At 62.2% G+C, this 23,111-nt stretch carries 20 protein-coding genes; 11 read left to right on the top strand and 9 right to left on the bottom strand.

Features of this window, described 5'->3' with window-relative positions:
* Positions 1-317 precede the first annotated feature (317 nt).
* On the top strand, positions 318-479 hold the full coding sequence (locus ISP14_RS09820) for a hypothetical protein (RefSeq protein ID WP_404538855.1): 162 nt from the start codon (positions 318-320) through the stop codon (positions 477-479).
* A gap of 105 nt (positions 480-584) precedes the next feature.
* Here the strand turns inward: ISP14_RS09820 and ISP14_RS09815 are convergent, their stop codons facing one another.
* The 3 genes from ISP14_RS09815 to ISP14_RS09805 all read right to left on the bottom strand — a co-directional run bounded on the left by ISP14_RS09815 (position 585) and on the right by ISP14_RS09805 (position 6,159).
* A complete protein-coding gene (locus ISP14_RS09815) occupies positions 585-3,410 on the bottom strand; it encodes a protease pro-enzyme activation domain-containing protein (RefSeq protein WP_404538852.1) in 2,826 nt (941 codons plus the stop codon).
* Between the two features lie 341 nt (positions 3,411-3,751).
* A complete protein-coding gene (locus ISP14_RS09810; protein WP_404538849.1) occupies positions 3,752-4,258 on the bottom strand; it encodes an STM3941 family protein in 507 nt (168 codons plus the stop codon).
* A gap of 134 nt (positions 4,259-4,392) precedes the next feature.
* The gene (locus tag ISP14_RS09805) at positions 4,393-6,159 is read right to left on the bottom strand and encodes a DUF2339 domain-containing protein (protein WP_404538847.1); all 1,767 of its coding nucleotides are present in this window, start codon (positions 6,157-6,159) and stop codon (positions 4,393-4,395) included.
* A 145-nt stretch (positions 6,160-6,304) separates the two neighbouring features.
* On the opposite strand from ISP14_RS09805, the gene ISP14_RS09800 reads away from it, so the two are divergent.
* Positions 6,305-7,639, top strand: coding sequence for an alpha/beta hydrolase (locus ISP14_RS09800; protein WP_404538844.1), 1,335 nt, complete (start codon positions 6,305-6,307; stop codon positions 7,637-7,639).
* A gap of 192 nt (positions 7,640-7,831) precedes the next feature.
* Here ISP14_RS09800 and ISP14_RS09795 read toward each other — a convergent pair whose 3' ends face one another.
* On the bottom strand, positions 7,832-8,338 hold the full coding sequence (locus ISP14_RS09795; protein ID WP_404538841.1) for a DinB family protein: 507 nt from the start codon (positions 8,336-8,338) through the stop codon (positions 7,832-7,834).
* A 394-nt stretch (positions 8,339-8,732) separates the two neighbouring features.
* Here ISP14_RS09795 and ISP14_RS09790 point away from each other — a divergent pair, with 394 nt between their 5' ends.
* Both ISP14_RS09790 and ISP14_RS09785 read left to right on the top strand, forming a co-directional pair.
* Positions 8,733-9,914: an SPFH domain-containing protein gene (locus tag ISP14_RS09790; protein WP_404538839.1), complete on the top strand. Its 1,182-nt coding sequence runs from the start codon at positions 8,733-8,735 to the stop codon at positions 9,912-9,914.
* Positions 9,911-11,386: a hypothetical protein gene (locus ISP14_RS09785; protein ID WP_404538836.1), complete on the top strand. Its 1,476-nt coding sequence runs from the start codon at positions 9,911-9,913 to the stop codon at positions 11,384-11,386. Before ISP14_RS09790 ends, ISP14_RS09785 begins: the two co-directional genes overlap by 4 nt.
* 275 nt (positions 11,387-11,661) lie before the next feature.
* On the opposite strand, the gene ISP14_RS09780 is transcribed toward ISP14_RS09785, so the two are convergent.
* On the bottom strand, positions 11,662-12,765 hold the full coding sequence (locus ISP14_RS09780) for an alpha/beta fold hydrolase (RefSeq protein ID WP_404538834.1): 1,104 nt from the start codon (positions 12,763-12,765) through the stop codon (positions 11,662-11,664).
* Positions 12,766-13,341: 576 nt separating this feature from the next.
* Between ISP14_RS09780 and ISP14_RS09775 the strand changes: the two genes are divergently transcribed.
* The 6 genes from ISP14_RS09775 to ISP14_RS09750 all read left to right on the top strand — a co-directional run bounded on the left by ISP14_RS09775 (position 13,342) and on the right by ISP14_RS09750 (position 18,155).
* A complete protein-coding gene (locus ISP14_RS09775; RefSeq protein ID WP_404538831.1) occupies positions 13,342-13,986 on the top strand; it encodes a glutathione S-transferase family protein in 645 nt (214 codons plus the stop codon).
* A gap of 188 nt (positions 13,987-14,174) precedes the next feature.
* Positions 14,175-15,524 (top strand): hypothetical protein, encoded by a 1,350-nt coding sequence (locus ISP14_RS09770; RefSeq protein WP_404538829.1) that lies wholly within the window; start codon positions 14,175-14,177, stop codon positions 15,522-15,524.
* A 215-nt stretch (positions 15,525-15,739) separates the two neighbouring features.
* Entirely contained in the window at positions 15,740-15,979 is a 240-nt protein-coding gene (locus ISP14_RS09765; protein WP_404538825.1) for a hypothetical protein, read from the top strand.
* A complete protein-coding gene (locus ISP14_RS09760) occupies positions 15,976-16,683 on the top strand; it encodes a hypothetical protein (RefSeq protein ID WP_404538820.1) in 708 nt (235 codons plus the stop codon). The genes ISP14_RS09765 and ISP14_RS09760 overlap by 4 nt, the downstream gene beginning before the upstream one ends.
* A gap of 283 nt (positions 16,684-16,966) precedes the next feature.
* The gene (locus ISP14_RS09755; protein ID WP_404538817.1) at positions 16,967-17,407 is read left to right on the top strand and encodes a winged helix-turn-helix domain-containing protein; all 441 of its coding nucleotides are present in this window, start codon (positions 16,967-16,969) and stop codon (positions 17,405-17,407) included.
* Between the two features lie 385 nt (positions 17,408-17,792).
* Positions 17,793-18,155, top strand: a complete 363-nt coding sequence (locus ISP14_RS09750; protein WP_404538814.1) for a DUF1801 domain-containing protein — start codon at positions 17,793-17,795, stop codon at positions 18,153-18,155.
* A gap of 376 nt (positions 18,156-18,531) precedes the next feature.
* On the opposite strand, the gene ISP14_RS09745 is transcribed toward ISP14_RS09750, so the two are convergent.
* The 3 genes from ISP14_RS09745 to ISP14_RS09735 all read right to left on the bottom strand — a co-directional run bounded on the left by ISP14_RS09745 (position 18,532) and on the right by ISP14_RS09735 (position 20,743).
* Positions 18,532-19,083: a hypothetical protein gene (locus ISP14_RS09745; protein ID WP_404538812.1), complete on the bottom strand. Its 552-nt coding sequence runs from the start codon at positions 19,081-19,083 to the stop codon at positions 18,532-18,534.
* Between the two features lie 92 nt (positions 19,084-19,175).
* Positions 19,176-20,369, bottom strand: coding sequence for a site-2 protease family protein (locus ISP14_RS09740; protein ID WP_404538809.1), 1,194 nt, complete (start codon positions 20,367-20,369; stop codon positions 19,176-19,178).
* Positions 20,333-20,743 (bottom strand): hypothetical protein, encoded by a 411-nt coding sequence (locus ISP14_RS09735; RefSeq protein WP_404538806.1) that lies wholly within the window; start codon positions 20,741-20,743, stop codon positions 20,333-20,335. Before ISP14_RS09735 ends, ISP14_RS09740 begins: the two co-directional genes overlap by 37 nt.
* Before the next feature lie 338 nt (positions 20,744-21,081).
* Between ISP14_RS09735 and ISP14_RS09730 the strand changes: the two genes are divergently transcribed.
* The gene (locus ISP14_RS09730) at positions 21,082-21,438 is read left to right on the top strand and encodes a hypothetical protein (RefSeq protein WP_404538804.1); all 357 of its coding nucleotides are present in this window, start codon (positions 21,082-21,084) and stop codon (positions 21,436-21,438) included.
* Positions 21,439-21,717: 279 nt separating this feature from the next.
* On the opposite strand, the gene ISP14_RS09725 is transcribed toward ISP14_RS09730, so the two are convergent.
* On the bottom strand, positions 21,718-23,058 hold the full coding sequence (locus ISP14_RS09725; RefSeq protein WP_404538801.1) for a phospholipase D family protein: 1,341 nt from the start codon (positions 23,056-23,058) through the stop codon (positions 21,718-21,720).
* Positions 23,059-23,111: the final 53 nt, after the last annotated feature.

Here is a 23,111-nt window from a genome sequence, read left to right as displayed (position 1 = left end):
ACTACGCAGGCCAACCTTTACGGATTGTTAGGCTGCTCCAGAATGGCGTAAGAAAAACGTGACGCTCATCGCTTTTTCGTGATCAGCCCTCTAACGGAGCCGTTCATCCGCCATCTTTCGCAAAATCTTACGTGAACGCCACCTGACGGAGTCAGATTCACTGCCCGACAAGGACGGGCGCTGCACACCTGCCAAGCTGCGTCACCCATTGCGGCCAACAACAAGACGCGCAACTCACACCCCACCCGGCCTGCACCGCCCTTGTCGCCACAGCGCCGGATCGAGCCAAGACCTGCCATCGCGCCGTGCATGAAGCCTTGGCCGATGACGACATCACCGCCATCCGCGCCTACCTTCAGCCACGGCGCGCCTTGGGCCGCAACGACTTCCGCGCCATGGTCGAAGCCAAGAGCCGACGCTTCGCCAGCACCCGCCTTGCACATCGGCCGCCACGTCGCATACAGGCGCACAGAAAGTGAGCCAGACCCCGTTCTTCGGCGCTGCCCAAAGCACCGGTACGGTCAGCCACAGTGACCAGACATCCAGGGGAAGCGGCGCTTCATTCCCTCCGCCCCTTGGCAGGCCTATTTCCAGGGAGGTGCAGTCGTGCCGTTGAAGAGGGCGCCAACCACCCACCAACCTGCAGGATAAGCCCAGCTGTCCGGCAGATATTGCGGAAACTCGGGCGCGTTTCCGGATGTAGAGGGGGAGAGAGCAGTGATCAATCCACCCGTGTTGATGGTCATGTTGCTTGGGTCGATGTTGTAAACGCCCGTGTTGTTGAATGCGGTGCCGGCGGTATTGCCCGCGATCACATACCCGGCCGACCCTATGTAGCCGGGAATCCCGTTGAAGCTCCATGACACCGTCTTCTGGACACCCGTCTGGTTGCCGTTGGCATCGAAGGAGCGCGAAAGGATGATTCCCTGATCGGCGTCATATGTCCCGTCGGAGCTGAGCGTATACAGCTGCACGCCCATGTTCTGCCCCTCATAGCCGCCGCCCACGGAGACAACATGGCTATTGACGGGGATCTGGGAAGTCAGGTTATACGCATTAAAGCCGTTGCCGGCGCTGCCGCCATTGCTGTCCCAGATGTACAGATCGTTTGCCGCGCTCGTCCAGATGATGCTCAGCCGGTTCGACGGCGTGTAATAGCCGAGGCTGATCGGGTAATAGCCGCACGCAATGTTGACCATGTGGTAACCGGTGACGGTAGCGCCATTCATCGTCCAGTAGCCGAACTTGCATTCGGAAGGATCCAGCCACAACAGATCGTCATGGCCATCGCCATCGACATCACCTGCACCGATCAGCTGCCAATTGCCCGGGTAGGTCCCTATGTAACGCGCAGTGAAGCCACCCTTCTGGTCGTTCGTCCATAAATACAAGTCGCGATTTGCGCTGGTGAACACCAGATCGGCATAACCGTCGCCGTTGAAATCGCCTACGGCGCCGACAAAGTAGCCCGGCGTAATGTTGTAGGTCTCCAGCGATTTGCGCGTGACACCGCCGCCCATCCAGTCGCTCGACAGCTGGTAACTCATGTTCCAGAGGCCAACCTGGCTTGTCCATGGGTTGAACCACAGCAGGTCGGAGGTTCCATTCCCGTCGAAATCCCCCGGCGTATGCGTGCTCCCTGGCACGGGCGTCGTCACCTGCAGCGCAGGCAAGGTTTCAAACGACACGACCGGGGAGCTTGAGCTGTAATTGATGGCGGGAACGAGACTGGCAAACTGGCTGACGAGCACGCTGCCCCAGCCACTGACATAGTCCCAGCCCGCGCCAGCCTGGTAGTGGAGATTGTTCCCGAGGAGGATGTCGTGGAAGCCGGTGCCATAGCCAGCCTCCGACATCCGGGCAACCTTGTAGATAATCGGAGAGGCAAAACCCAGATTGATGCCGTCGGCCTGCAACACGTGGGCCCACATGCCCACCGCCAGTGGCGCGGACAGGCTGGTGCCACCGACCAACTGGTTGCCCTGCCCATCAATGGTTACCAAGGCCCCGCTACTGGGGCTGCCGTCGAACGCGATGTCCGGCGCGCCGCGATAGGTCTGGTTGACGATGCCTGGAACGCCAAGCTGCCAGCTCGGAATGGGCTCGAACGCACTCACGCCACCACCACTGCTGCCGCTTTGCGAGACGGACCAGCCTTCCTCGCCTTGCCACGTGGTATTGGGACTGGTATCGAGTGAAGTGCCACCGACCGACGTCACGTATTGCGACGTTGTCGGCCACGCCATCGTGGGCGAACCTGTCCCCTCGCCGCATTCGTTGGAGCCGGAATCACCGGCCGCGACAAAGAAGGTCTGGCCTTGCGCAACACCTTGCTTGAACGTGGCGTCGTTGGCAGCCGCCGTGCCATCCGACTGCGCATCGGATTCGCACTCGCCCAGCGAGACATCGATGGCCTTGAGCAGGTTGTCCGAGACGACCTGGGCATAGGCCGTCTGGACGTCCGTGTCGTACAGCGATGCGGCAACGTAGAAGTAATACTGCTGGATGCCGGTGAAGGCGATGATGGTCTGACTGTCGAGATCCCATTCGATGTCGCTGCTGTTGCTGCCGCTTCCATTGCCTACACTGGTGTCCCCCTTCAGCGTGACCGTGACGCCCGGATCCACTGATGCAAGGTCGCTCAAGACATGGGCCATCGGCCCGGCCGAGATCGAACCCACCGGTACGGACGTCACGCTAGGCATCCCGCCGGCGCCATAGATCACGGGGAAGTCGGAAGGCGGGTGACCGACCTCGGCACCCGTTGCTTCGGTTTGCATCGCCATGGCGTGTGCGGCAATGGGGTCGTAACGACGCGCCATCGTGTGAAAACTGTGTACGTTCTGCAGGCCGACCACCGCATGCACGGCGCCTTGCAGGCTGGCAGGCACTTGCACCGCACTGCTATTGGCGAAGGTGTCGCTTCCGTCGCGCGCCTTGACGTGCACGAACGAAGTGTGGAACGCGGCCTGCGCCGTGTCTGCACGGCCATCGGCCTGCACATATGCATTGCCGTCACCGATCTTTACGTTGGTGAAGCCCGCCTTGGTCAGATAGTCAGCGACAGCCTGAGCCTGTGGCCTGGTCGGCGCGTAGAGCATCCGGAACTGGCCGGAGGTCAGCGGCCTGAAGCCGGGTTTGGCGATGTATTGATCGAGCTGTTGCTCGTTGCGCAGCCTGAGGGCGACTACCACGTGCATGGGCTGCGAAACGGACAGTGGGCCGACGAGCTTTTCATCGTCATGCAGTGTCACGGCCGGGTGTATTGCCACCATCGCGGTACTGGCCGCAGTGGCGATATCGCCTTGCGAAGGCTGCGCCATGGCGCTTGCCGAACTGCCTGATGCAGCCAATACGAGGGCTACCGCGAGTTTTCCGATAAAACGATGGTCCGCCACAAACCCCTTCATGCTGCCCCCGGTGAATGGATATCCCTATGCATTGCGTCATTCAACGCAAACATTCCGTGCTTGGGGGGAGCGCACGACTTCAATTGCCCTTGGCAAGCGATGGCGGCCGCGGCGAGTTCCCCCTGTCGGCGCCGAGTCTCACGCAATCTGGCCTGCATCTCCAGTGTCAAATGCAGTCGCTCGACGGCACCATCGATATCGCAGGAAATTACATAACTCTGAATCAAGCCGATGCAGAGCCGAAAACGTGCCGGGACCCCGTCCTTCACCGCGTTCGATGCACGGCCGACCGCATAACGCTGACCCTTTCGGTCGCGCGCAGGCTCAATCCCTCCGCCCCCTTACGCGTAGTCACCCCGCTTAAGTATCAGCAGACCTTGTCCCGTGCTTTCGTTCACGAGATACGACTTCGTGGCGTCGTAGATGGCTGGCGTGGGCGTATCCACATTTTGCAGCGATACGCTTAAGCAGCGTCGCTTTGGAAACAGCCGCCACATGAGGGCATAGAAGGTCGGCAGCTTTGCTTGCCATGCTTCCGGTCGCTTAGGAAAAATCAGGACCGCTTGCCCTGGCGCCATACCCACTCTGTCGATGTCATCCCAAGGGACCAGTCCACACCGTGGCAAGGTCATGCCCTGCGCATCGATCACCAAGACGGGTTTCCGATAAAGCGCCCGGCGAGCGAACAACAACGTGGTAAGGCCGAAAAACAGCACGCCGAAAAAAAGGACGCGCTGGTCATGGGCGCTTCTAAAGAGCGCTATGGCGCCGAGCACGGTCAGCGTTGCGCCAATCAGCGCTACGACCCCGTTGCGCCAGAGCGACCATCGAACTATGCACGTGCTCATCAAACCCCCATGCGATCCATCTCGAAAGCAGAGGCAGCCTTCTCGGCTTGCCCTGGCCTGCTCCAGCTCAGGACGATTTATAGCACCGACCGCTGGAATTCCTCGTGTCGGAACCACTACCTGCTCCGCCTCAATCACCGCGCCCCTGTCAGACGCTGGTAGAACATCCCGCCGATGTAGAACGTCACGCCCAGCACCACCAGGCTGATGATGCGCGCCAGGGGCTGCGCGCCGCTCAGGTCGTAGAGCAGCACCTTGCCCGCGGTGGCGCCGAACACCAGCAGCGAGGACTGGCCGAGCATCCGGTCGCTCCTCCACATCGAGATGCCCAGGCAGGCCAGCGCCAGCAATCCCCAGGCGGTGGAGACGACGATGGCCGCATCGAGCAAGTGCACGGCGGCCGCCATCGCGCTGACATGGCCGGCGTAGACCAGCAGCATGCGCGTTTCGCGCCCGCCTTCCCTGCGCGAAACCATGGCGTACCCCAGGTAAAGCATCGCCGCATAGGCGATGGCCAGGATGGTGTGTCCCGGCACCTGCTCCAGCTTGAAACCGACGACGACGCGGACATAGTTGAGCAGGAAGATCGCACCCACCGCCGTCCACAATGCCCACAACGGCCCGATCCCACCCGCGCGCCTAAGCGTGATCCAGAACGCAACGGGCACCAGGATGAAGCTGGCCCAAGGCGCCCAGTCGCTCGGCCATGCCTCCAGGTAGCCCGCATGCAGCAGCACCACGGCGAGGTAGCACCACAGCAACCATTCGCCGCCCGGAAGCGGCGCATCCGACAGCCGGCGCGCGATCAGGTAGAGCAAGCCCACCGCCACCACGCTGGCGAACGAAATCCATGGCGCCAGGTCGGGCACGTGCTGGGCCAGCACGACGTATTGCAGCACATAGAACAGCAGCAACGGAGGCAGGTGCAGCATCGCCACCGCCTCGTCCAACGGTTGCTGGCGGCGTACCGAGAACACCATCGTGGCGATGCCGAAAATCACGAACTGCACGGTCTGGAACGAGAGCCCGGCGATCCATTCCGTCGGCGCATGCATCTGCCAGATCGCGTCGAACCCGATCAGCGCCAGATAGAGCGCTAGCAGGTAGATCAGGCGCCGCCCGCACCAAATGGCGTAGATGCTGAACACCACGCTCCAGGCCGAGTAGTAGATCACCAGGTCGGTGATGGAGCCCCCGTCGCCGGCGAGCAGGAAGGGCGCGGAATAAGATCCCGCCACCGCGAACAAGGCATACAGCTCGCTGTCGAAGACCCGGCACAGCCACAGCGACAAGGCGCAGACACCGATGACGAACAAGGTCGCCGTCTTGGCCGAAATCAACGCGTAGTAGAGATGCCCGCCATAGATCGCGAGGAACAGAATCACGATGCCGCACGCCGGCAGGTAGCCTGCGTAGCGCGGATGGGCGTCGCGCAACCAAAGCCCCGCGACGATCAGCAGCAGCCCCCCTGCCGCCGCCGCGGCGATCTGCACCAGCGCCGTCAGCCAGCCGCTGTCGATACCGAGGCGTATCAGGTACGCCGCCGCCAGCACGAAAGCCGCCGCGCCGCCCCAACCCAGGATGCTCGTAGCGAACGAAGGGCTGTCGGGTACCGCCCGTGTGCGGGCCAGTACGGCCTGGGCCGATGCGCTTCTTGCCGCAACGGCCGGCCGGGCAGCCGGCGACGGCGCGGCAGGTGCCTGTGGATGGGCTTGCTGGGGCCGCGGCGCTTGCAGGGGCGGCGGCGATGCCTGCTGGGCCTGCCCTGGCGACGACTCCGGCGGGGGCGGCATCGTGCGCGACGATTGCGGCCAGACAAAGCGCACATCAAGACGTTCCTCGATCTGCGCAAGGCGTCTTTCCAACGCCGCAAGCCGTTCTTCCATATTGTCCGTCGACATGGCATCCCCCGTTCCGTAGTGATAGTGCCGATCAAACCGCCGCAACCAGCGCCTGCGCAGCTGCCGTGGAGGCTTCGCCCACACGACTGATTCCCCCCTCACCATGACTCCCCGCGGCGCTAGCGGTCCGGCCGGCAACGTCCTGATGGTCTCGCGACGCACGCGATCATCATTGCCACAGCGCTTCAAGGTCAACCGCTTACAAAGCAGCTCAGCGAGGGTGCCCGGGACGATTCGAACGTGTGCGCGGACGACCCATTGGCTGATCGCGGCAAACCGATCCGCTCGCTCCTGCACGAAAGAAAACAAGGGCAGAGTCGAACTTCTGAAAAATGCCCCCCTGTTTTGCCCCCGTTTTGCCCAAGTGACCCGCGCCCTGAACTTCCTGCGCCGCCTCAAGTCGATGAAGAGGCCTGCCCGGCGCCCTGTCCGGGCCATCGACGGGAGACACGCCTTGAACAGGATGTACCTGAAAGCGAGCGGCGCCTTGCTGCTGGCCGTGATGTTCGGCCAGGCCGCGGCCACCGAAGCCAGTCATACCGCCACGCCGCAGCGCATGCCGGACAGCTATGCGCAGGCGGCGAAGCTGATCGACCTTGGCCATGGCCGCATCCTCAATCTGCGCTGTTCGGGCAGCGGGCCGCAGACCGTCCTGCTGGAGGCCGGTGCGCTCGCCGATTCCTCCACCTGGTTCAAGGTGCAGCCACTGTTGGCCGCCCACGCGCGCGTCTGCGCATACGACCGGGCCGGTTTCGGCTTCAGCAGCGAGGGGCCGTTGCCGCGAAATCTCGACGCCGACGTGTCGGATCTGCACGCGCTGATCCAGCGCGCCAGCCTTGCGACCCCGCTGGTGATGGTGGGGCATTCGCTGGGCAGCAACATCGTTCGGCAGTACGCGAGCCGCTACCCGGCGGACGTGAGCGCGATGGTGCTGATCGATCCGCCCGCGCAGGACATCGGCCGGTTCGCCCCCGGCTGGCAAAAGGATGAAGACACCCTCTCGGTGCAGCGGTTCGCGTTTCTCCACCAATGCGAAGCGGCCGCCGAAAAGCACGCATTGCCGTCCACCAATAAGGACTTGAGCCAGTGTCTCGGCGAGGCCGATCCGCACGCCAGCGCCAAGCTCAACGCGGTGAACCTGGCCTTGATGTCGAAGCCGGCGTACTGGCACACCGTGCTGTCGGTGCTCCAGAGCAATCCAGCGGTGTTCAAGCCGCCGGTGTCAAAGCAGGAGACGCACGGCTCGTCACCCCTGATCGTGCTGTCCGCTGCCAACACCTACGCCGATGCGCTGCCGCGTGACCGCAAAGGGCTGGAAGAAGCCCGGGCCCAGACGCAGGCGCAGATCGTCGCCACCTCTTCCCACGGCACGCTGGTGCACGTTGCGGATACCTCGCATGACATCCAGATCGATCAACCGGATGCGGTGGCCAAGGCGGTCATGCAGGCGCTGGGGATGACGCAGCGTGCACCGAAGTAAGGCTGTTCAACCGAGGCCATGCACCACGTGCCGCAAATCCTGGCGCCGAGGACAACGAAAGAGAAACCGGGTCAGCGTGCCCTTTTCGAGGTTAGAAAGTTCACTCTGACCCCGGTTTTCGCCGCCAGGCATCGGACGTATCACTACCGCATGACCTCTATTTCCGATGCGCATCGGCTTGATCCTCGCGAATCAGACTGGATGGCCGCTGCATGCCAGCTTGGCCAGCAGCCAGTGCATGCAGGCCAAATGGCGCGAATCGTGATCGCACAACAGGTGAACCAGCCCACCGAGGGTGATCTCGCCGTATTGCGCCAAGTCAGCCTTGCGCTGAAGTTGCAGGTCGTCGAGCGCTTTGATCGTGGCCACCGTCGCCTTGCGGGCGGCCACAAAATCCGCGATAGCTTCGAGCGGATGGATTTCAGAGTACCGGCGCTTTGCAGCGAGTTCGTCGCCGAAAACACGCTCAAACTTCGGGTTGCGCTCGTCGCGTGTTCGCCGTATGCGAACGTGATAGACCAGCGCGTCAAAGTCGAGCATGTGGCAAGCATGCTCACGGAATGAAAACTCCTCGCCGGGACACGCCTCCCAGGACGCCGGTTTCCAGTCCCAATAGGACGCCGGCATCGTGCGATAGAGCAGATCGAGTCGTGCCGGAACGCTTTCCAAGGAACGCACCGTGTCAGACAAGATGTCCACGTATCCCCCTGCCTGGGCCGATCAATGTGAGGTGATGGGTAGCCATATTAGGACACGGCCCAACGGGGACGGAGTGCATCGCATCCAGGTGACAGCACGCGGTTTACCGAAGAGCAGGTCACCGGCTTCCGCCCCTTGGGTAGCCACGGCCTACCTTCGCTCCTAAGGGCCTGGCTGGAGACCTTCGTCCCGCTCCCACGCGCTGCCAGCAAGTTGCCACATCCCTTCCCCGGCATGTCGCATCTCCGGCCCGCGCGCGGCTCCCTCTGGCTTCCTAATAAGCGCCAACCACGGTTCCGGGCGGCAATCGCCCGGAACCCATGGAAGGTCAGCTCCGGACCCGCAACGGGACGGAGCCATCAATGGAAACCATGCGGCAGGGGGCGGCATCAAGATGGACACGTCGAGCAAGCTCGGCAAAGCAGCAACACGCGTACTCAACCGCAAGACCCTGGCCCTGGCGATCCTCGCCCTGGCAGGCTACGGCTTGTATCGCCATCCACCCATCGAAACCATCGGGCCACAGCAGGTCGGCATCCGCACGAACGCGTGGACCGGCTCGGTGAGCGAGGTGGGCCAGGGCACGTGCCTGGTGATTCCCGGCATCCACAGCCTGCGCCGGTTTCCGCTGCAGGACGAGATCTATCGCCCCACCCGCAGCGCCAAGGCCGACGGCCCGGCACCGTTCCAGTCGTCAGAGGGCTTGTCCATCGGCGTGGAGCTGGCGATCCGCTACGCGATCGATCCGAAGACCTTGCCCAGGGTCGCCAAGGGGCTGCCCAACGATGTCGGCAGCGACCTGGTCGAGCCACTGGTGCAAGGTGTGATCTACAAGGTGTTCACGCGCTACACCGTGCGCGAGATCTTCTCGACCAGGCGGCAGGAGATCCAGACGCTGATCGAGAGCGAGCTCAAGCCGATGCTGGCGGCCGACGGCATCGTGCTGCGCAACGTGATGATGGGCAACGTCGACCTGCCGCCGGACTACCGCGAAGGCATGAACAAGGTGCTGGCCACCGAGCTGGAAGCCCAGCAGATGCAGTACACCTTGCAGCTGAAAGAGAAGCAGGTGCAGGAGTCGAAGCTGCAGGCCGAGGCCGACAAGGCGCGGCGCGACACCGCGGCCGAGGCGGCCGCCGACGAGCAGATCATCGCGGCCAAGGGCCAGGAAGAAGCGATGAAGCACGTGCTGCCGTTCAAGCGCCAGCAGATCGAGCAGCGCGAACTGGAGGCGCAGGCCCAGAGCGCCTCCCTCATCCAGAACGCCAAGGGCACCGCCGAGGCGCGGCGCATCGAAGCCGCCGGCGAGGCCGACTCGCGCCGCAAGCTCGCCGACGCCGATGCCTACCGGCAGGAAACGCTGGGCAAGGTCAACAGCGAGCAGCTCGCGCGCGACGGCGCCCTGATCGACAAGCACCCGCTGCTGATCCAGAAGACCCTGGCCGACAAGCTGTCCGACAAGATCTCGGTCATCATCGCGCCGCCGCCGGCCACCGGCGGATTCATCGGCCAGGCCGTGATCGACGGCGCGCACCCGGCCCCCGCGACGGGGAATGCCTCCGGGAGTGCACCATGAAGGCACTGACCTGGATCGCCCTGCCTCTGCTGCTCGGCATGGGCATGGCGCACGCCACCGAACCCGCCGCGCCGCCCGCGAACCCGCTGGCCATCGTCACCCAGGACGGCACCGCGCTGCGGGCGCAGGCGCGCCACTCGGCGGCCCCGCAGGCGGTGTTGTGGCAAGGCGAGAACCTGGAGGTGCGCGGGCGCACACTGGACTACTTGCAGGTCTACGACCATCGCATCGAACGCGCCGGCTTCGTCCGCGCCAGCCGGGTGCGCATCGTCTCGATGCAACCGGGCGATGCGCCGGAACTGCTGGCCGTCGTGCGCTTCCTGCGCGACGCGCCAGGTAGCGAGGCGCTGGGTATCGCCTACACCGCGGCCTATCTCAAGGCCGCGCCAGGCAAGGCCATCGATGCCGAGCCGTTCGACGCGTTGGGCGTGATGGCCGAACGCCTGGCCCGGCGCGCCTCCACGAACCGCACCAAGGCGCTGGAGCAGGCGCTGTCCGGACAACTGGAAGTGGTGGCCGACTACGGCGTCGCGATCCGCAGCATCACCGGCGGCGATGGCGTGAGGCTGTGCTACGACGGCGATGCCTTCCGCCGCGTGATGGCGATGAACGCCAGCGCGATGCAGAAAGCCACCGCCGCGCTGGCCCTTACCGACCCGGCCTGCATCGACCCCGGCCTGCCGCCCGTGCAACTCGCGGCATTCGACAGCTGGCGCGCCGACCTGCTCGACCGCGTGCCGCGCGAAGCGCTGCCCCGCTACGTGCAGAATCGTCTGCACATGCGCGAGGCTTCGGTCTGGTCGGCGATCGCCTTCGAACGCACACGCAGCCAGCAACCGGCGCAGCAGGCCGCGTCGCGCGCCATCGACGAACTGGCGGCCGTCGACACCCGTGCGCTGGTCGAAAGCGACCGCGACGACTACAACGATGCGGCGATACGCGTGGGCGCCTCGCGCTGGGCGGCCCTGCCAGTGCCCAAGGCGGGCACCAACCTGCACATCGCCACCACGGCAGGCCGCCCCGGCGAGACCTGCATCCAGCTGCTGGACCGCAAGCACGACACCAAGGCGCCGCTGGCCCAACGCTGCACCTATGGCACGGTATGGGCCGGCTCGGCGCGCGCCAATGCGGGCGGCACCGCGCTGGCGCTGGCCGTGCAACCCATGACCAGCTGGCGCGAGCTGTGGCTGTTCCACGTGGTCGGCACGCAATGGGTGATCGACGTGCTGCCGCCCGCCGACGACGACCCGCAGCTGGGCTACATCGAATTCGCCGGCTGGGTGCCCGGCGACCGCCAGATGCTGGTGGCGCGCGAGGCGCGGGTGAACGGCCGCTTCGTCCACCGCTTCGAGATCATGGACATGACCTCCCTCGCCACCACCCGCCAGGCCGACAAACCGTCCTCGCTGAGCCAGTTTTACCGCTATCAGGATGCCGTCTGGAGGAGCCAGACGGTGAGCTTGCGGGACTGAGGACGGGCGGCTCCAGCCGACGCCCGTTTCGTTGGAACGCCGCTGCTTTTCGATCCGATCGCAGATCTTCTCCACCCAAGGGGAACGGACGGAATGAAGAGACCGCGTTTTCAGGTGACGATGCGGATTCCGGCAATGGCTGACCATCGTTCCGGCAACTCCTGACCATCTCGCTGGTGCTGACCAAGGCACCAAGTTGCGGGATGGGGTCATGCGCTGCGCGCCGGCATCTCGACCCATGGGAGGCCATCGACCGAAACCGGCCAAGAGCAGACCTAAGGTAACTGCTCCCCAAACTTGATCATGGCGCTCACCACTTCGGCTGGATTCGACAGGAATATGAAGTGGTGGCCGTGCGGTATTCGCACGATCTTCGCTGATGGCTGTTGACGTTGGAGCGTAGCGATTTCCTGCTCCTGCATTCGAGTGTGCATCGCATCCGCTGCTTGACGCTTCGCCTCATCACTGCCGACTGGAAGATCCGACGCGCGTGGGACCGGGACGATGGTGAGTATGGGAACGTTAGGCGCGTGGAAGCGCTCTTCGCCTTCAAGGATGGCGTTGTAAACGAACGCCGGTGTTTTCTGCTCTCCGACGCCGCCCGTGGCGCTTGTCGCAAACGTCTGGCGTATCTCGTCTTCAGGGATGACTCCCCCGAGTTGTGCAGAGACGAAACAACGAAACGCCGGGAAACTGGCCAGTTGCTTGGGCGTTGGATCGGAAGGCGGAGCCCCCGTTGTACTGGCGTCATCCGCCGCCACCCCAGCAAGCTCGTTCCCAAGGCTCCGTTGCAACACAGAGACTTCATTCAACAGCTTAGTCATCTGCGACTTGTCTGTCGGGTGATCGTGCACGCGCGAAATCTGCGCGGACAGATGACTCAAGTCAGCATGATAGGCACCGCGATCCTGATCGTAGATCGCGTATTCGTGCGCGGCATCGAGGTAGATCAGTCCGGCAATTTTGCCTTGATAACGTGTCCCTGCCGCGCTCAATTCCTCGCCGGCGATCGAATGGCCGGCAAGGATGGGGCGATCGATATCGAGTGCTTTGACCACCGCCATGACATCATCGGCCAGCCGATCGGCGTCATAGCCGTTCTTGGGCACGGACGATGCTCCGAAGCCGCGTCTAGTGATGCCATAAACGTGAAAATGTCCCGCCAATTCCGGGGCAATCGAATCGAACACATGCGCCGTATTGCCAAGCCCCGCCAAGAGTACTAGCGGTCGCCCAGTTCCGCCCCAATCGAGCACTTCCAGCCGCACTCCATCTGCCACTGAAACAAATTGCCGGTGGTAGCTGGTGCTTTCCGTCTGGAAAGTCGAGCCGGTGGCCGAGCAAGCTGTGGCCCCTGAAGCCGTATGCACGATGGCCATACCCAAGATAACCGCTACCCACGTCCTGCTTAGTGTTGGCATCTCACGCTCCTTGGCTACACGTGTAGCCACACTAATCCGTGGCTACACGTGTAGTCAACACGCCCCAGGTTACGCAAGCGCTTTGGGTAGGGACTCGTCGGGATTTTGTGGGCCATCGTGAACAATCATGGGGGGCGTCTATCATGGCTAACGTCCACTTTGCCGAATGCGGCCGCTTCCAGGATGCAAGCTGAAGCGCCTGACAGCGGTGAGCCCGCCGCCTTTGGTCCGCACCAGCAGAGTGTTCAGCGCTCACCGGAATCGATGTTCAGTGCGACCGGAATCCGTAGACGACACGCGCCTCGAACAAGCGCGCGTGCTGGGCGACGCCAGTTCCAGGCCATGATCGAAAAGGCGCTGGGGCGCTTCGCCCAGCGGCGCTAGCGCCACCGGCTACGGCGATCCGCCATCCGACCGGGAAGCCTTCAATTCCCTCCGCCCCCTTATGCCCCGTGTCCATGTCGATTTCCGAAGGCCCCGCTCGTCTTCCTCTCGCAGAGCCGACAAAGCCCACCCCCAGGAGGATGACTAACGATGATCACGGTCTTTGGCGAAGGGAGAGGCTTTCGGGTCATCTGGCTATTGGAAGAGATGGGCCTCGCACACCGGTTGCGGCCGGTGGACCTGCTGGCCGGCGCCGAGAACGACCCGGAGTTCCTGGCCATCAACCCTGCCGGTTTCATCCCCGCTATCCGGGACGGCGACGTCACCATGGTCGAGTCCATCGCGATCATGGAGTATCTGATGGCCCGCTACGGGCCCACCCCACTGGCACCCGCGCCGCACGATCCGGCGTTCCCCGCTTACCAGCAGTTCCTGCACCTTGGCGAAGCCGGCCTCGCGGCCTCCGCCTACTTCGTCCTCGGCGCGCGCCATTTCGCGCCGGAGTCCGAACGGCAAAACTGGAGCGCCCATCAGGCGCTGGACGTTTTCCAAACCCGGCTGGGTCTGGTGACGCGGCAGCTGGCACGCACGCCTTATCTCGCCGGCGAGATGTTCACGGCTGCCGACATCTCGGTGACCTACGCGCTGGAACTGGCGCAACACGGAGCAGGCATCAGCCTCGGCGAAACAGAGAAAGCCTATATCGCCCGCACCAGCGCGCGCGCAGGCTACCAGCGCGCCATGGAAACCTGTCAATCCAGGAAGGCATGGTTCGCCAGAACGCCCGTTCAATAATCCCGGCCTCTCCAATCCCTGCGCACCCGCTTCGAGTACCCGGCAAAGAAGTGAATGGTGCCATTCCCGTGCCGCTTTCGGCTGGCAGGTCATGCATGCCATCCGGCACTGTATTCGGCGCCACGCACACGGTTAGGCTCCCAAGCAAGGTTGAGTATCCCCAACTCAATACCCCCGCGCCGATTGCCATGTCCAAGATGACTCACCGTGCTGCTTTCGTGCTGGCAGGAAGTTTGCTACTGGCTTTATCCGCCATTTGCGATGACGCACGCGCCAATTACCAATCCTCGACCGACTCGTCCGATGCCGGCGCGCAAGCCGGCTTCACCCGTTGTCAGCGTTACGACAAGTTGCAGGCCCAAGGCACGACCAGTCCCGCGATCAGTACGTGCGACACGCTGTCGCCTGACTGGAATGGGCTTCGTGAGAACCTCGCTGGCAGCGGCTGGCTGATCCAGGGCGGCGCCATCCTGGGCGGCACGTTCGATCTCCTGAACCACGGCGAACGACCCCAGCTCTATATCGGCCAGGATCCTACATACCGCGCCAATGCGTTTGTAACAGCCAACTACGATTTGTCCCGGATCGGTTTCGCGGGGGAAGCGCTCCTGCTGTTCAACGCCAACTTGCAGGCGTTCTCCTACGCCGGAGAAAATCCGACAGGCTTCGCGATCAACAGCCTGTATATCAGCCAGCGCTTCGACAACGGGCGGGTGCAGCTGCAGTACGGGTATGACGAGATAGCCAACCAGTTTTACGGCTTTTCGCTGGGAACCAATTCGACGACATCGCCCGCGGGCGTCGGCAGTTCCATCCCCTACGAAGTCGGATTCATCTTCAACAAGTCCGCACCCGAGATCAACCTGCGCCTGGCTTCGGACAGCGGGCACTTCTACGAACGTGCAGGCATCACGCGCAGCGTGGATCCCCAGGGCCCCCAAGCGGATTGGGACAACAACAATTTCCTGGGGCTGAAATGGCATATCCCCGGCGCCGGGGCGCTGTACGTCAATGAACTGGGCTATCAGCGCGATCCCGCCCCTCAGCAACACATGATGTGGCTTCGCCAAGGCGTGATGTACAACGCGAGCCGGTTCCCCGACTTCCGCGGCGGCCATGCCAATCACAACTACGCCTATTACCTGGTCGGCGATTACCAACTGACCCGACCGGACGACGCACAGCCATTCCGCGGGGTCTATGTCAATGTGAAAGCCGACTACGCGCCGCCCGACCGGAACGTCTACGCCAGCGATGCCGGCGTGACGCTCTACATGCTCGGCCCGTTCCGGCAGGCCTCCGACGCGTTCGCGCTCAGTTACACCTTCAATCGCTTGAGCAAGGCGTTCGAGCACATGCAGCAGGCAAAGGGCTACACGGCGGTGGACTACAGCCGCAACTATGCACTGTCTTATGTGCACCGTCTGACGCGGGGCATTTACCTGTCCAACCAGCTGAGTTACACCGTCAACCCCATCCCTACCCCGAAGCGCCCGGAGGCCTTGACCTGGATGAGCTCGCTGTCGTTGTCTTATTGATCTTGAGGGTCACGCCCTTGCCCGTAGATAACGGGTAACGCTGGCGTTGCTCGTTACCCCAGCGAAAGGCGATCCGCGATCCGGGGTCGGGAAACGTTCAATTCCCGCCCCCTTGTGCCCCAAGTGGCACGAACTCCCTGAACTTCCTGCGCCGCCTCAAGTCGATGAAGGAGCCTGCCCGGCCCCTGTCCTGGCTGTCGGACGGGAGACACGCCTTGAACAGGATGTACCTGAAAGCGGGTAGCGCCCTCTTGCTGGCCGTGATGTTCGGCCAGGCCCGGGCCGCCGAAGCCAGCCACACCGCCACGCTGCAGCGCATGCCGGACAGCTATGCGCAGGCGGCGAAGCTGATCGACCTCGGCCATGGCCGCTTCCTCAACCGGACGGATGCTGTCCAGCGACGTATGATTTCAGGGCTGGTCGACATCGATAGCCTTTGGGGGGTGCCGAGATGAGTGACGGTCAGACAAAGCGTCTACGCGACGGGAAACGCCTGTTCCTCGAGACCCACGCGATCACGTATGCCAACGATTCGTCGAAGATGCCGCAGCAGGCTGGGCTTTGTCGGATCGACGTCGTGTACAAGAAATACGGCGCGACGAATGCGTTCGTCCACGAAATCACGGCCTATGCCTCGCGCACCAAGGCCGCAAGCAGTTCGGCGACAAAGTTATACGCCTATTGGCTACCGTGGGAAAGCAAGAAGACCGTCCACGTTGATCTCGATAACAATGCGTCGATGTTCCTGACCAGCGAGGTCAACGGTTGCACGGTTCGTGTCGGCGAGGCGACAACTGGGGACACGGTCGTGCCGCTGCGCATCGCGCATATCGCCGGCGATAGCATCGGAAGCGCGACCTCCGCCGGATCGAAATGGCGCAATCAACAAGGCGAGGCTGTTGGTTTCGGCAAAAATTCGCGGCGCTTCTCAAGCGGCGGCGAAATGGGGGCGGACGTCGCGTCGCCGACAGGCTTCGCCAAAGCCTCGGGCACGCTTGTCGGCTACGGCGATACCGACGACGCCAAATACTCATGGCACAACGTCATTGGATTCAATGACGGCAACGGTCGTTGGGAAATTTACGCGCAAAGCGTCCGCTTCGACGAAGGCAACGAGATCCTTGTGCCAACGGTCCAGCAACTCTGGCCACCAGTGTGAGGTAAAGCAGGATCGGAGTGCACTTTATTAACTTCAAAAAGTGCACTCGGACCCCTAATTTCGCAGCGAGGCAACAATCGCCTGCCCTGCTTCCTGGACGATACCGACCGACGCCGCCGAAAGCAGGAAATAAACCTGCCCCAGTTCATGGCCCCGTTCCTGGGAAAAATCGTGCCAAACCGATCAGCACAGACCACGCCGCAGGTATTACGTATGGCAGATGGCGCCGGTCATCGGCAGGCACACACTTCGCTTGCAGGGTAAGTCATCGACAGGCACGGCCATGCGCCCCTCCGATCTCGACAACCACTGGCTCTATCAATGCGACGGCCTCATCGTCGATCCATGTGCGCACCGACTGGAGTGTGACGGCCAAGCCCGGCAAGTGGAGCCAAAGGCCTATACCGTGCTCGTGACGCTGCTGGAGCATGCCGGCACGATGGTCGACAAGGACACGCTGCTCGATGCCGTGTGGGGCCACCACCACGTCACACCGGGCGTACTGAGCCGCGCCATCTCGCAGCTGCGCCATGCCCTGGGCGACTCGGCACTCCACCCGCGCTACATCGCCACCGTGCATACCCTGGGTTACCGCTTCGTAGGAGAGGTCCATCGGCGACCGCATCCCAGTCGCGTGGTGACCGAGCCCACGCCCGATGACGCGTTCGCAGGCGTCGAGGCCGCGCATGTCAGCCGCTTCAGGCCGCGGCTGGTGGTGCGATGATCGGAAAAGGTGGCAGCTTTTTTCACGCCCCTGAAGGGTCGCGATCGTCAGCACCCGTGCGGTACGCAAGACCGCACACGGAGCTAGCCATCGCCAGACAGGGGCCCTGACACCTTTTCGCCTTTTCGAACCTGTCGATTTCCCAGGCGCTGGCTCGTTACCCTTATGGACAGCCGGCCCGATCGGATCGAGCCACTGCCAGGTGCTGGACCACCCCGAGAAGGAGTGAATCATGGCGACCCGGAAAACCGACAAACCCGCCCAGACAAACGCGCGGCCGGCGCCACCTCCCGCCGCAAAAACGGGCACAGCCGCCACCACCTTGCCGGCATCCATGGCTCCCGGGAAGGCCAGCCCCGCCAAGGCCGCCGTCGGCGACAAGCCCGTGTTCGCCTATATCGCCAGCCTGCCGCAACCGCAGCGCGGCATTGCGGAACGTATCGACCAACTGGCCGCCGAAACGCTCCCTGGCCTGCAGCGCAGCGTGAAATGGGGCATGTCGTACTACGGCGTCGGCGATGGCTGGTGCTTCAGCTGCGGGGCCTTCGACACCCACGTCAAGCTGATGTTCGTCAACGGCGTGACGCTAACCCCGGTGCCTCCGGTAACACCGGTTGCCATGGGCAAGGCGACCCGTGGCGTCGAACTTGCCTCTGTGGACGACATCGATGAGCGCCAGGTGGCGGCGTGGATGAAGCAGATTGCTGCGTTGCCGGGCGTGGGGAAGCGCCCGGAAAAGAAGGGCTGATTGGACCTAGTGGGTCCAACACCTAACGGAGTCAGGTTCACTTCCAAGACCCACCACCGCCCCGCGCACGGAGCTTTGGTCGACGACGACTCGACGCCATCCTCGCCTGCCTCACGCAACAGCGCGCCTCGGCGGTGGTTAAGGCGATCATGCAGGCACTCGGGATGGCCAAAGACGCACCAAAGGGGGACGGAGGGAATTAAGAGACCGAGTTTTCAGGTGACGACACACCTCGAACAAGAGCGAGCGCTGGGCGACGCCAAGTTCCAGGCCATGATCGAAACTGCGCGGGGTCGTTCCGCCCAGCTGCGCCAACGCGGCCGTCCACGACGATCCGCCACCTGGGCCCGGGAAACGTTTAACCCCCTCCATCCCCTTATGGGGCCGCGCCGCCCTTGGCCACGCGCTCTCCAGCCCGCGAAACCTCAAAGCGCGAGACCACCACTTCGGCCTCCTTGACGCTGCCATATCCGCCCATCTCGATGACGCCTTCTTTCGGAACGCTCGTTACGAACGCGCGAGCTACTATTGAACCATTGACAATAAACGCAAGAGATCTGCGGGTCTGCATGGCCTTGCTCATAACCGCGTCTACGCGTTTCCAGTCCTTTCGATCGATGTGAAAATGGATTTCGTAGAGGGGCTCACTAAAAGCCTTGTTGCGATAAATGTTGCCCTCTGAGATGGTCAACGCATCGGCACCCGAATTGCGCTCGATGCAATCCGTCCCTACGGCATTTTCAACATCTCGTACGGGGTAGTCGGTCCTCAACGGCGAAGGCGTGGACTGGTCACAGACCAACTCCAGGCCCAACGGATAGAACGTCACTGTCGAATCATGCGCCATGCCGACATCTCGGCCGCAACCGATCAACAAGCAGATCATCAACCCCATTGCCACCGTGAAAGCCTGCTTTCGCATACCCATGTCCCATCCTTCAACATACGACTCATGCAAGCTTAGGCCAGAAACCCTTTCAGAACGTCGACATCCTCCCGGCCATGCAAGGAGAAGCGTGACTAGCCAGCTTCGTTGCAGGCCACATCTCGCAACAAGGGAATACCATCGACGGGCAACGACAACATATAGGCTCGTATCAACGCCTCACTCTTCGGCAATGCTTTATCCATCGACTGCTCGGCGTAGCGTTTCGTCTCGTCCAGCAGCCGCTCTGCTTCGACGATATTCCCGGCGAGAATCGCACGGAGCGCGAGGCAGCGTGGCCACAGACTGGGAACCAGCCATGCTGTTGCTTTTGGCAACAGCCCATCAGTCAATCCAGAGGCATCGCCGCTCTGCATCGCTTCTGCAAAGGCCAGTTCAGTACGCAGGACCGCATTCGCCGCAACCATCTTGGGTCGAGCCGTATCAGGAAGCGCCTGCATCAAACTCTCGTAAGTCTCTCGCAGCTGGGCTGCTGACTGCCACTCGCCACGGTTCTGGTGCGCCTTCAGCCGATACCAGAGCGCGATGAGCGGCATGGGTATCGCCATCGACTCCAACGCTGCTATTTGATCGCCAGGCAACCGATCGGCGGTAACGCCGGCCATGGACAACGCCTGCAGACGCAGGTACACCAACCTCGGATCGCTCTCTACGTCCTTTGGTGCCCAGGTCAGCAGACGCATGCCGTCTGTGCCCTTGCCGCGTGAGGTGGGCAAGAGATTGCCGAGGGCTACGCCAGCATTGAGTGTTGCGCAGGTCCACAGAAGCGGGCCCGCGACCGCCGAAGGCCATACATTTGCCAGGACAACAAAGATCGCCACCGCCACCAGATTGGCAAGCGGACCGCCGGCGACCAAGCAAAGCGCCTGTGGTCGCATAGGCCGCCGGGGATCGCAGGCAGCCACAACAAAGCCACCTACCCGGATCTTTTGCTGGGCATTCCACCGGACACGCCATCCTTGCTGCTGCGGAATGACCTCGATGCTTCCAAAGCGAACGTGCATGACCGTCATGCCGGCCCAGCGTGCTGCTGCATAGTGACCAAGCTCGTGAATGATGGTGGTCGCAAGGCCGAACAACGTCACGACCAATATGGGAAGAATCGGCCCCAATCGCCAAGCATTTCCAACCGCTATCGTGCATAGGACATAGCTACCCAAGCCCGTGGCGAATCCAACGATCCACTGGATAGGCCGGCAGATTCGATCCAGCCACCGATAAGTCCGCGGCGTCATGACGCTGTCGCCTGCTTGCGGCTTGCGAACCATGCATCGCTCGGATAGCTGAACAACTGATGCGCCGCGCAGGCCAATACAACCACGCGGCCCACCGTCATCATCGCGGCGACGGGGTCGAGGCTGAATTCATCCACCAGCCCACGGGCTGTTATCGCCACACCAAGCAAGAGCAGGACCAGGTAAGTGGCCCTCGCCCAGCTTCGCCCTAGCGAAATCGTGTGGATGAAGAATGCCGAGAACATCACCGCAAGCAGATAGCTGCAGCACAGGACTACTGGAGAAACGCTCGTTCCGAACCGGATGACGTGCTGAAGGTCGCCGAACAACCCCAAGGCCAGTGCCACCCAAAGGCAAAGAACGCCGATACGAACCTCCCTCGGCTTGGCAGTGATCGCTGCTTCCATGGCGCCCCCTGGCTCATCATTTTCCGCGAGATAGCTTATAACAATCGCCGCAATTCCTCCGCCACCCTCATGCCGGCCATTTAAATCGACAATTAAATCAGAATGAGTTAATTAAATCCGTGGACTACGAAATAAAGTCCAATCCCTACAAATTAATCCCATCCACCCGGCAGATTTTGCTTTCCATCCGCCTTAATATCAAAACCGCCGCAGCGCAATAGCCGCCGGTCGGCGAAAACCGCCACTAAAGGAAATCCGCAAGACCAAAAGCAACGCGGGCCGCATGGGCAGCAACCCATACGACCCGCTGACCACAACCAACTACTGGAGAGTTGACCATGGCTAAGCCCGATCATACGGCAGTCGCGCACGACGATGCGCGCATCCCCACCAACCCGCTATCGCGCCCCTACTGGACGCTCGCCGAAGCCGACCCCGACCAGCAGGACGCCGCCACCCTGGCCGGCCTCACCACCGCCATCCGCGCCCTCGCCCGCGTCCTCACCAACAGCGAAGCCTTCCGCGATCTCCACACCAACAGCCAGAGCGACACTATCGAACCAGGCTGCTGCCCGCTGGATGCGCCCACTACCGAAGGCCTCTTCGCCGCCCTCTATTTCCTTAGCGAGCAAGCTGAGCGGCTCAGCCAGCTGTCTATGCCATCCCCGGTCGATTCAGGCGACGTGCCGTACTGAGCGTAAAACAGAAGCTGAGTTCAGAAGCATGGGGCGGAGCGCATCTTTACAGGGACAGAAAGTGCACTCTGACCCCAGTTTTTATGCCGTACAGCATCGCCCACGGCCCTGCATACCGCGATCAGTGCAAGCCGCGCCCCGCCTTCATCCCAGCCGCCAATCCCCCGTCAGAAATTGTCCCTGACACCTTTTTTCCGATGCAACTGACCGGCGATGCACACCCGCCGCCTTCACGCCAGCCGGCACCCAGCGGCTGTTTTGGTGAGGGTGCCGCACTGTCTAATAGACCTTCACGTTAAAGCCCAGCGCCCTCAGTGCCTTACTGGTGCGACCGTTACGTGGCGAGTACTTCTCGGGTCTGGCCCAACCCGCCATCTCCGCAAGTTGATTCTTCCCGACATGTGCGAACCCACGCTCACCAGCAGCTTCGAACAGCCGCAATGGCATGTCCTCCGGTGCTCCGCCATCAAGAACAAACTCAAGCACCTCCGGGAACGACTGCCCTGCGCTGTTACGTTGCCGATATAGCAGTCGAGCGAACGCTTGTATCCGATCCACCGAGCCGCCGGCCGACGGATCAACACGCAACTCCTCCAAGGTCATGCGCCGAATGTGATCTCTACTTGAATGATTCGCTTGCAGGAGCTCGTGGAGCTCTGCTTCGGTTAGCGCCTCGATCGTCGATGGGGCTAGCAACCGCCGGATCACCGGGGCTCTTTCGTGGCAGTTGACGTCTTCTTCGGAGGGTGGTGATCGAAGTTCCGACCACCACTGGAACGCCGCTTTCACCGCAGAACTAGGGCTCCCAAAGTTCTTTTTGTAGAAGTCCTCAAAGGGATGCGCGGGCCCATCTACCACCTGGTTGTAATAGTACGCGTGGAGAAACTGATCTGCCTGCCAAGCCGGCGGAACATCCTCGTTTAGCCAAATAGGACGGAATGACGGTGCTTGCTCCGCCAAATGGGCAAGTATTGAGGCGCCGTTTCGCCATTCCTTGATGAACGCTTCCCTCTGACGATCGACTGCAGCTCGGCGTCCCCCGACAAACGCGGGACCACCCCAAACACCTCGCGACCTCATTGCTCTGCTTTTCGACTCAGCCTCAGCTTCCAGCTTCTGCCTCGCCCGTTGAATAGCTGCTTGCTCTTTGATGAGATCTTCTGTCAGCTCGACAAGCTCATCACATGACTCGAGTGCTCCGAAGAAAACCTCAAGTTCACCTATCGCCCGGGCTGCCTCCAGCTCCACTTCCGATAAAAAGACCCCAAATTCGATGTTAGTCATCCATGCCCGGTCCGTGAGATTGGCCGAGCCTATGTAGGCGCCGTATCCCCGCCACCATATAACCTTGGCATGTAGAACATCCGGCACGAGCTTGCAGAAGATGTTGCGCTGCTCAGAGCGGAGCAAGTGATTCAGTAGCGCAGGCGACACCGGAACCGTGTGGTCGTATCGCATCCATATGTCAAGCCGCTTGCCTAGCTCAAGGCAGTTCTGAACCAGCGTCTTCTCGTCGCTACCATATGCGATTGCGGCCTTTACCCACTCCACCTCGCTTCCGTCCTGCGGCAGCACATCACGCAGGTAAGCCCCGTTAAGACCATTGCCAAAAAACCTCACTCCCACCCCCTACAACCGTGGAGAAATATTGGGCCAGCCGACCAATCGGGGAT

Origin of the sequence: Dyella agri, assembly GCF_044904705.1 — a bacterium.
GTDB classification, from domain to species: Bacteria; Pseudomonadota; Gammaproteobacteria; order Xanthomonadales; family Rhodanobacteraceae; genus Rhodanobacter_A; species Rhodanobacter_A agri.
Note: the sequence above shows the minus strand (reverse complement) of the source record. Positions and strands in the feature narration are given on the sequence as shown.

What these genes read in the sequence shown, in the direction of transcription:
- ISP14_RS09730 (WP_404538804.1), top strand. Translation starts at nt 21,082, where the DNA reads ATGGCTAAGCCCGATCATACGGCAGTCGCGCACGACGATGCGCGCATC.
- ISP14_RS09780 (WP_404538834.1), bottom strand. Translation starts at nt 12,765, where the DNA reads ATGGCCATCGTGCATACGGCTTCAGGGGCCACAGCTTGCTCGGCCACC.
- ISP14_RS09755 (WP_404538817.1), top strand. Translation starts at nt 16,967, where the DNA reads ATGCGCCCCTCCGATCTCGACAACCACTGGCTCTATCAATGCGACGGC.
- ISP14_RS09745 (WP_404538812.1), bottom strand. Translation starts at nt 19,083, where the DNA reads ATGGGTATGCGAAAGCAGGCTTTCACGGTGGCAATGGGGTTGATGATC.
- ISP14_RS09735 (WP_404538806.1), bottom strand. Translation starts at nt 20,743, where the DNA reads ATGGAAGCAGCGATCACTGCCAAGCCGAGGGAGGTTCGTATCGGCGTT.
- ISP14_RS09790 (WP_404538839.1), top strand. Translation starts at nt 8,733, where the DNA reads ATGGACACGTCGAGCAAGCTCGGCAAAGCAGCAACACGCGTACTCAAC.
- ISP14_RS09805 (WP_404538847.1), bottom strand. Translation starts at nt 6,159, where the DNA reads ATGTCGACGGACAATATGGAAGAACGGCTTGCGGCGTTGGAAAGACGC.
- ISP14_RS09815 (WP_404538852.1), bottom strand. Translation starts at nt 3,410, where the DNA reads ATGAAGGGGTTTGTGGCGGACCATCGTTTTATCGGAAAACTCGCGGTA.
- ISP14_RS09800 (WP_404538844.1), top strand. Translation starts at nt 6,305, where the DNA reads ATGGTCTCGCGACGCACGCGATCATCATTGCCACAGCGCTTCAAGGTC.
- ISP14_RS09775 (WP_404538831.1), top strand. Translation starts at nt 13,342, where the DNA reads ATGATCACGGTCTTTGGCGAAGGGAGAGGCTTTCGGGTCATCTGGCTA.
- ISP14_RS09740 (WP_404538809.1), bottom strand. Translation starts at nt 20,369, where the DNA reads ATGGTTCGCAAGCCGCAAGCAGGCGACAGCGTCATGACGCCGCGGACT.
- ISP14_RS09785 (WP_404538836.1), top strand. Translation starts at nt 9,911, where the DNA reads ATGAAGGCACTGACCTGGATCGCCCTGCCTCTGCTGCTCGGCATGGGC.
- ISP14_RS09770 (WP_404538829.1), top strand. Translation starts at nt 14,175, where the DNA reads ATGTCCAAGATGACTCACCGTGCTGCTTTCGTGCTGGCAGGAAGTTTG.
- ISP14_RS09810 (WP_404538849.1), bottom strand. Translation starts at nt 4,258, where the DNA reads ATGAGCACGTGCATAGTTCGATGGTCGCTCTGGCGCAACGGGGTCGTA.
- ISP14_RS09760 (WP_404538820.1), top strand. Translation starts at nt 15,976, where the DNA reads ATGAGTGACGGTCAGACAAAGCGTCTACGCGACGGGAAACGCCTGTTC.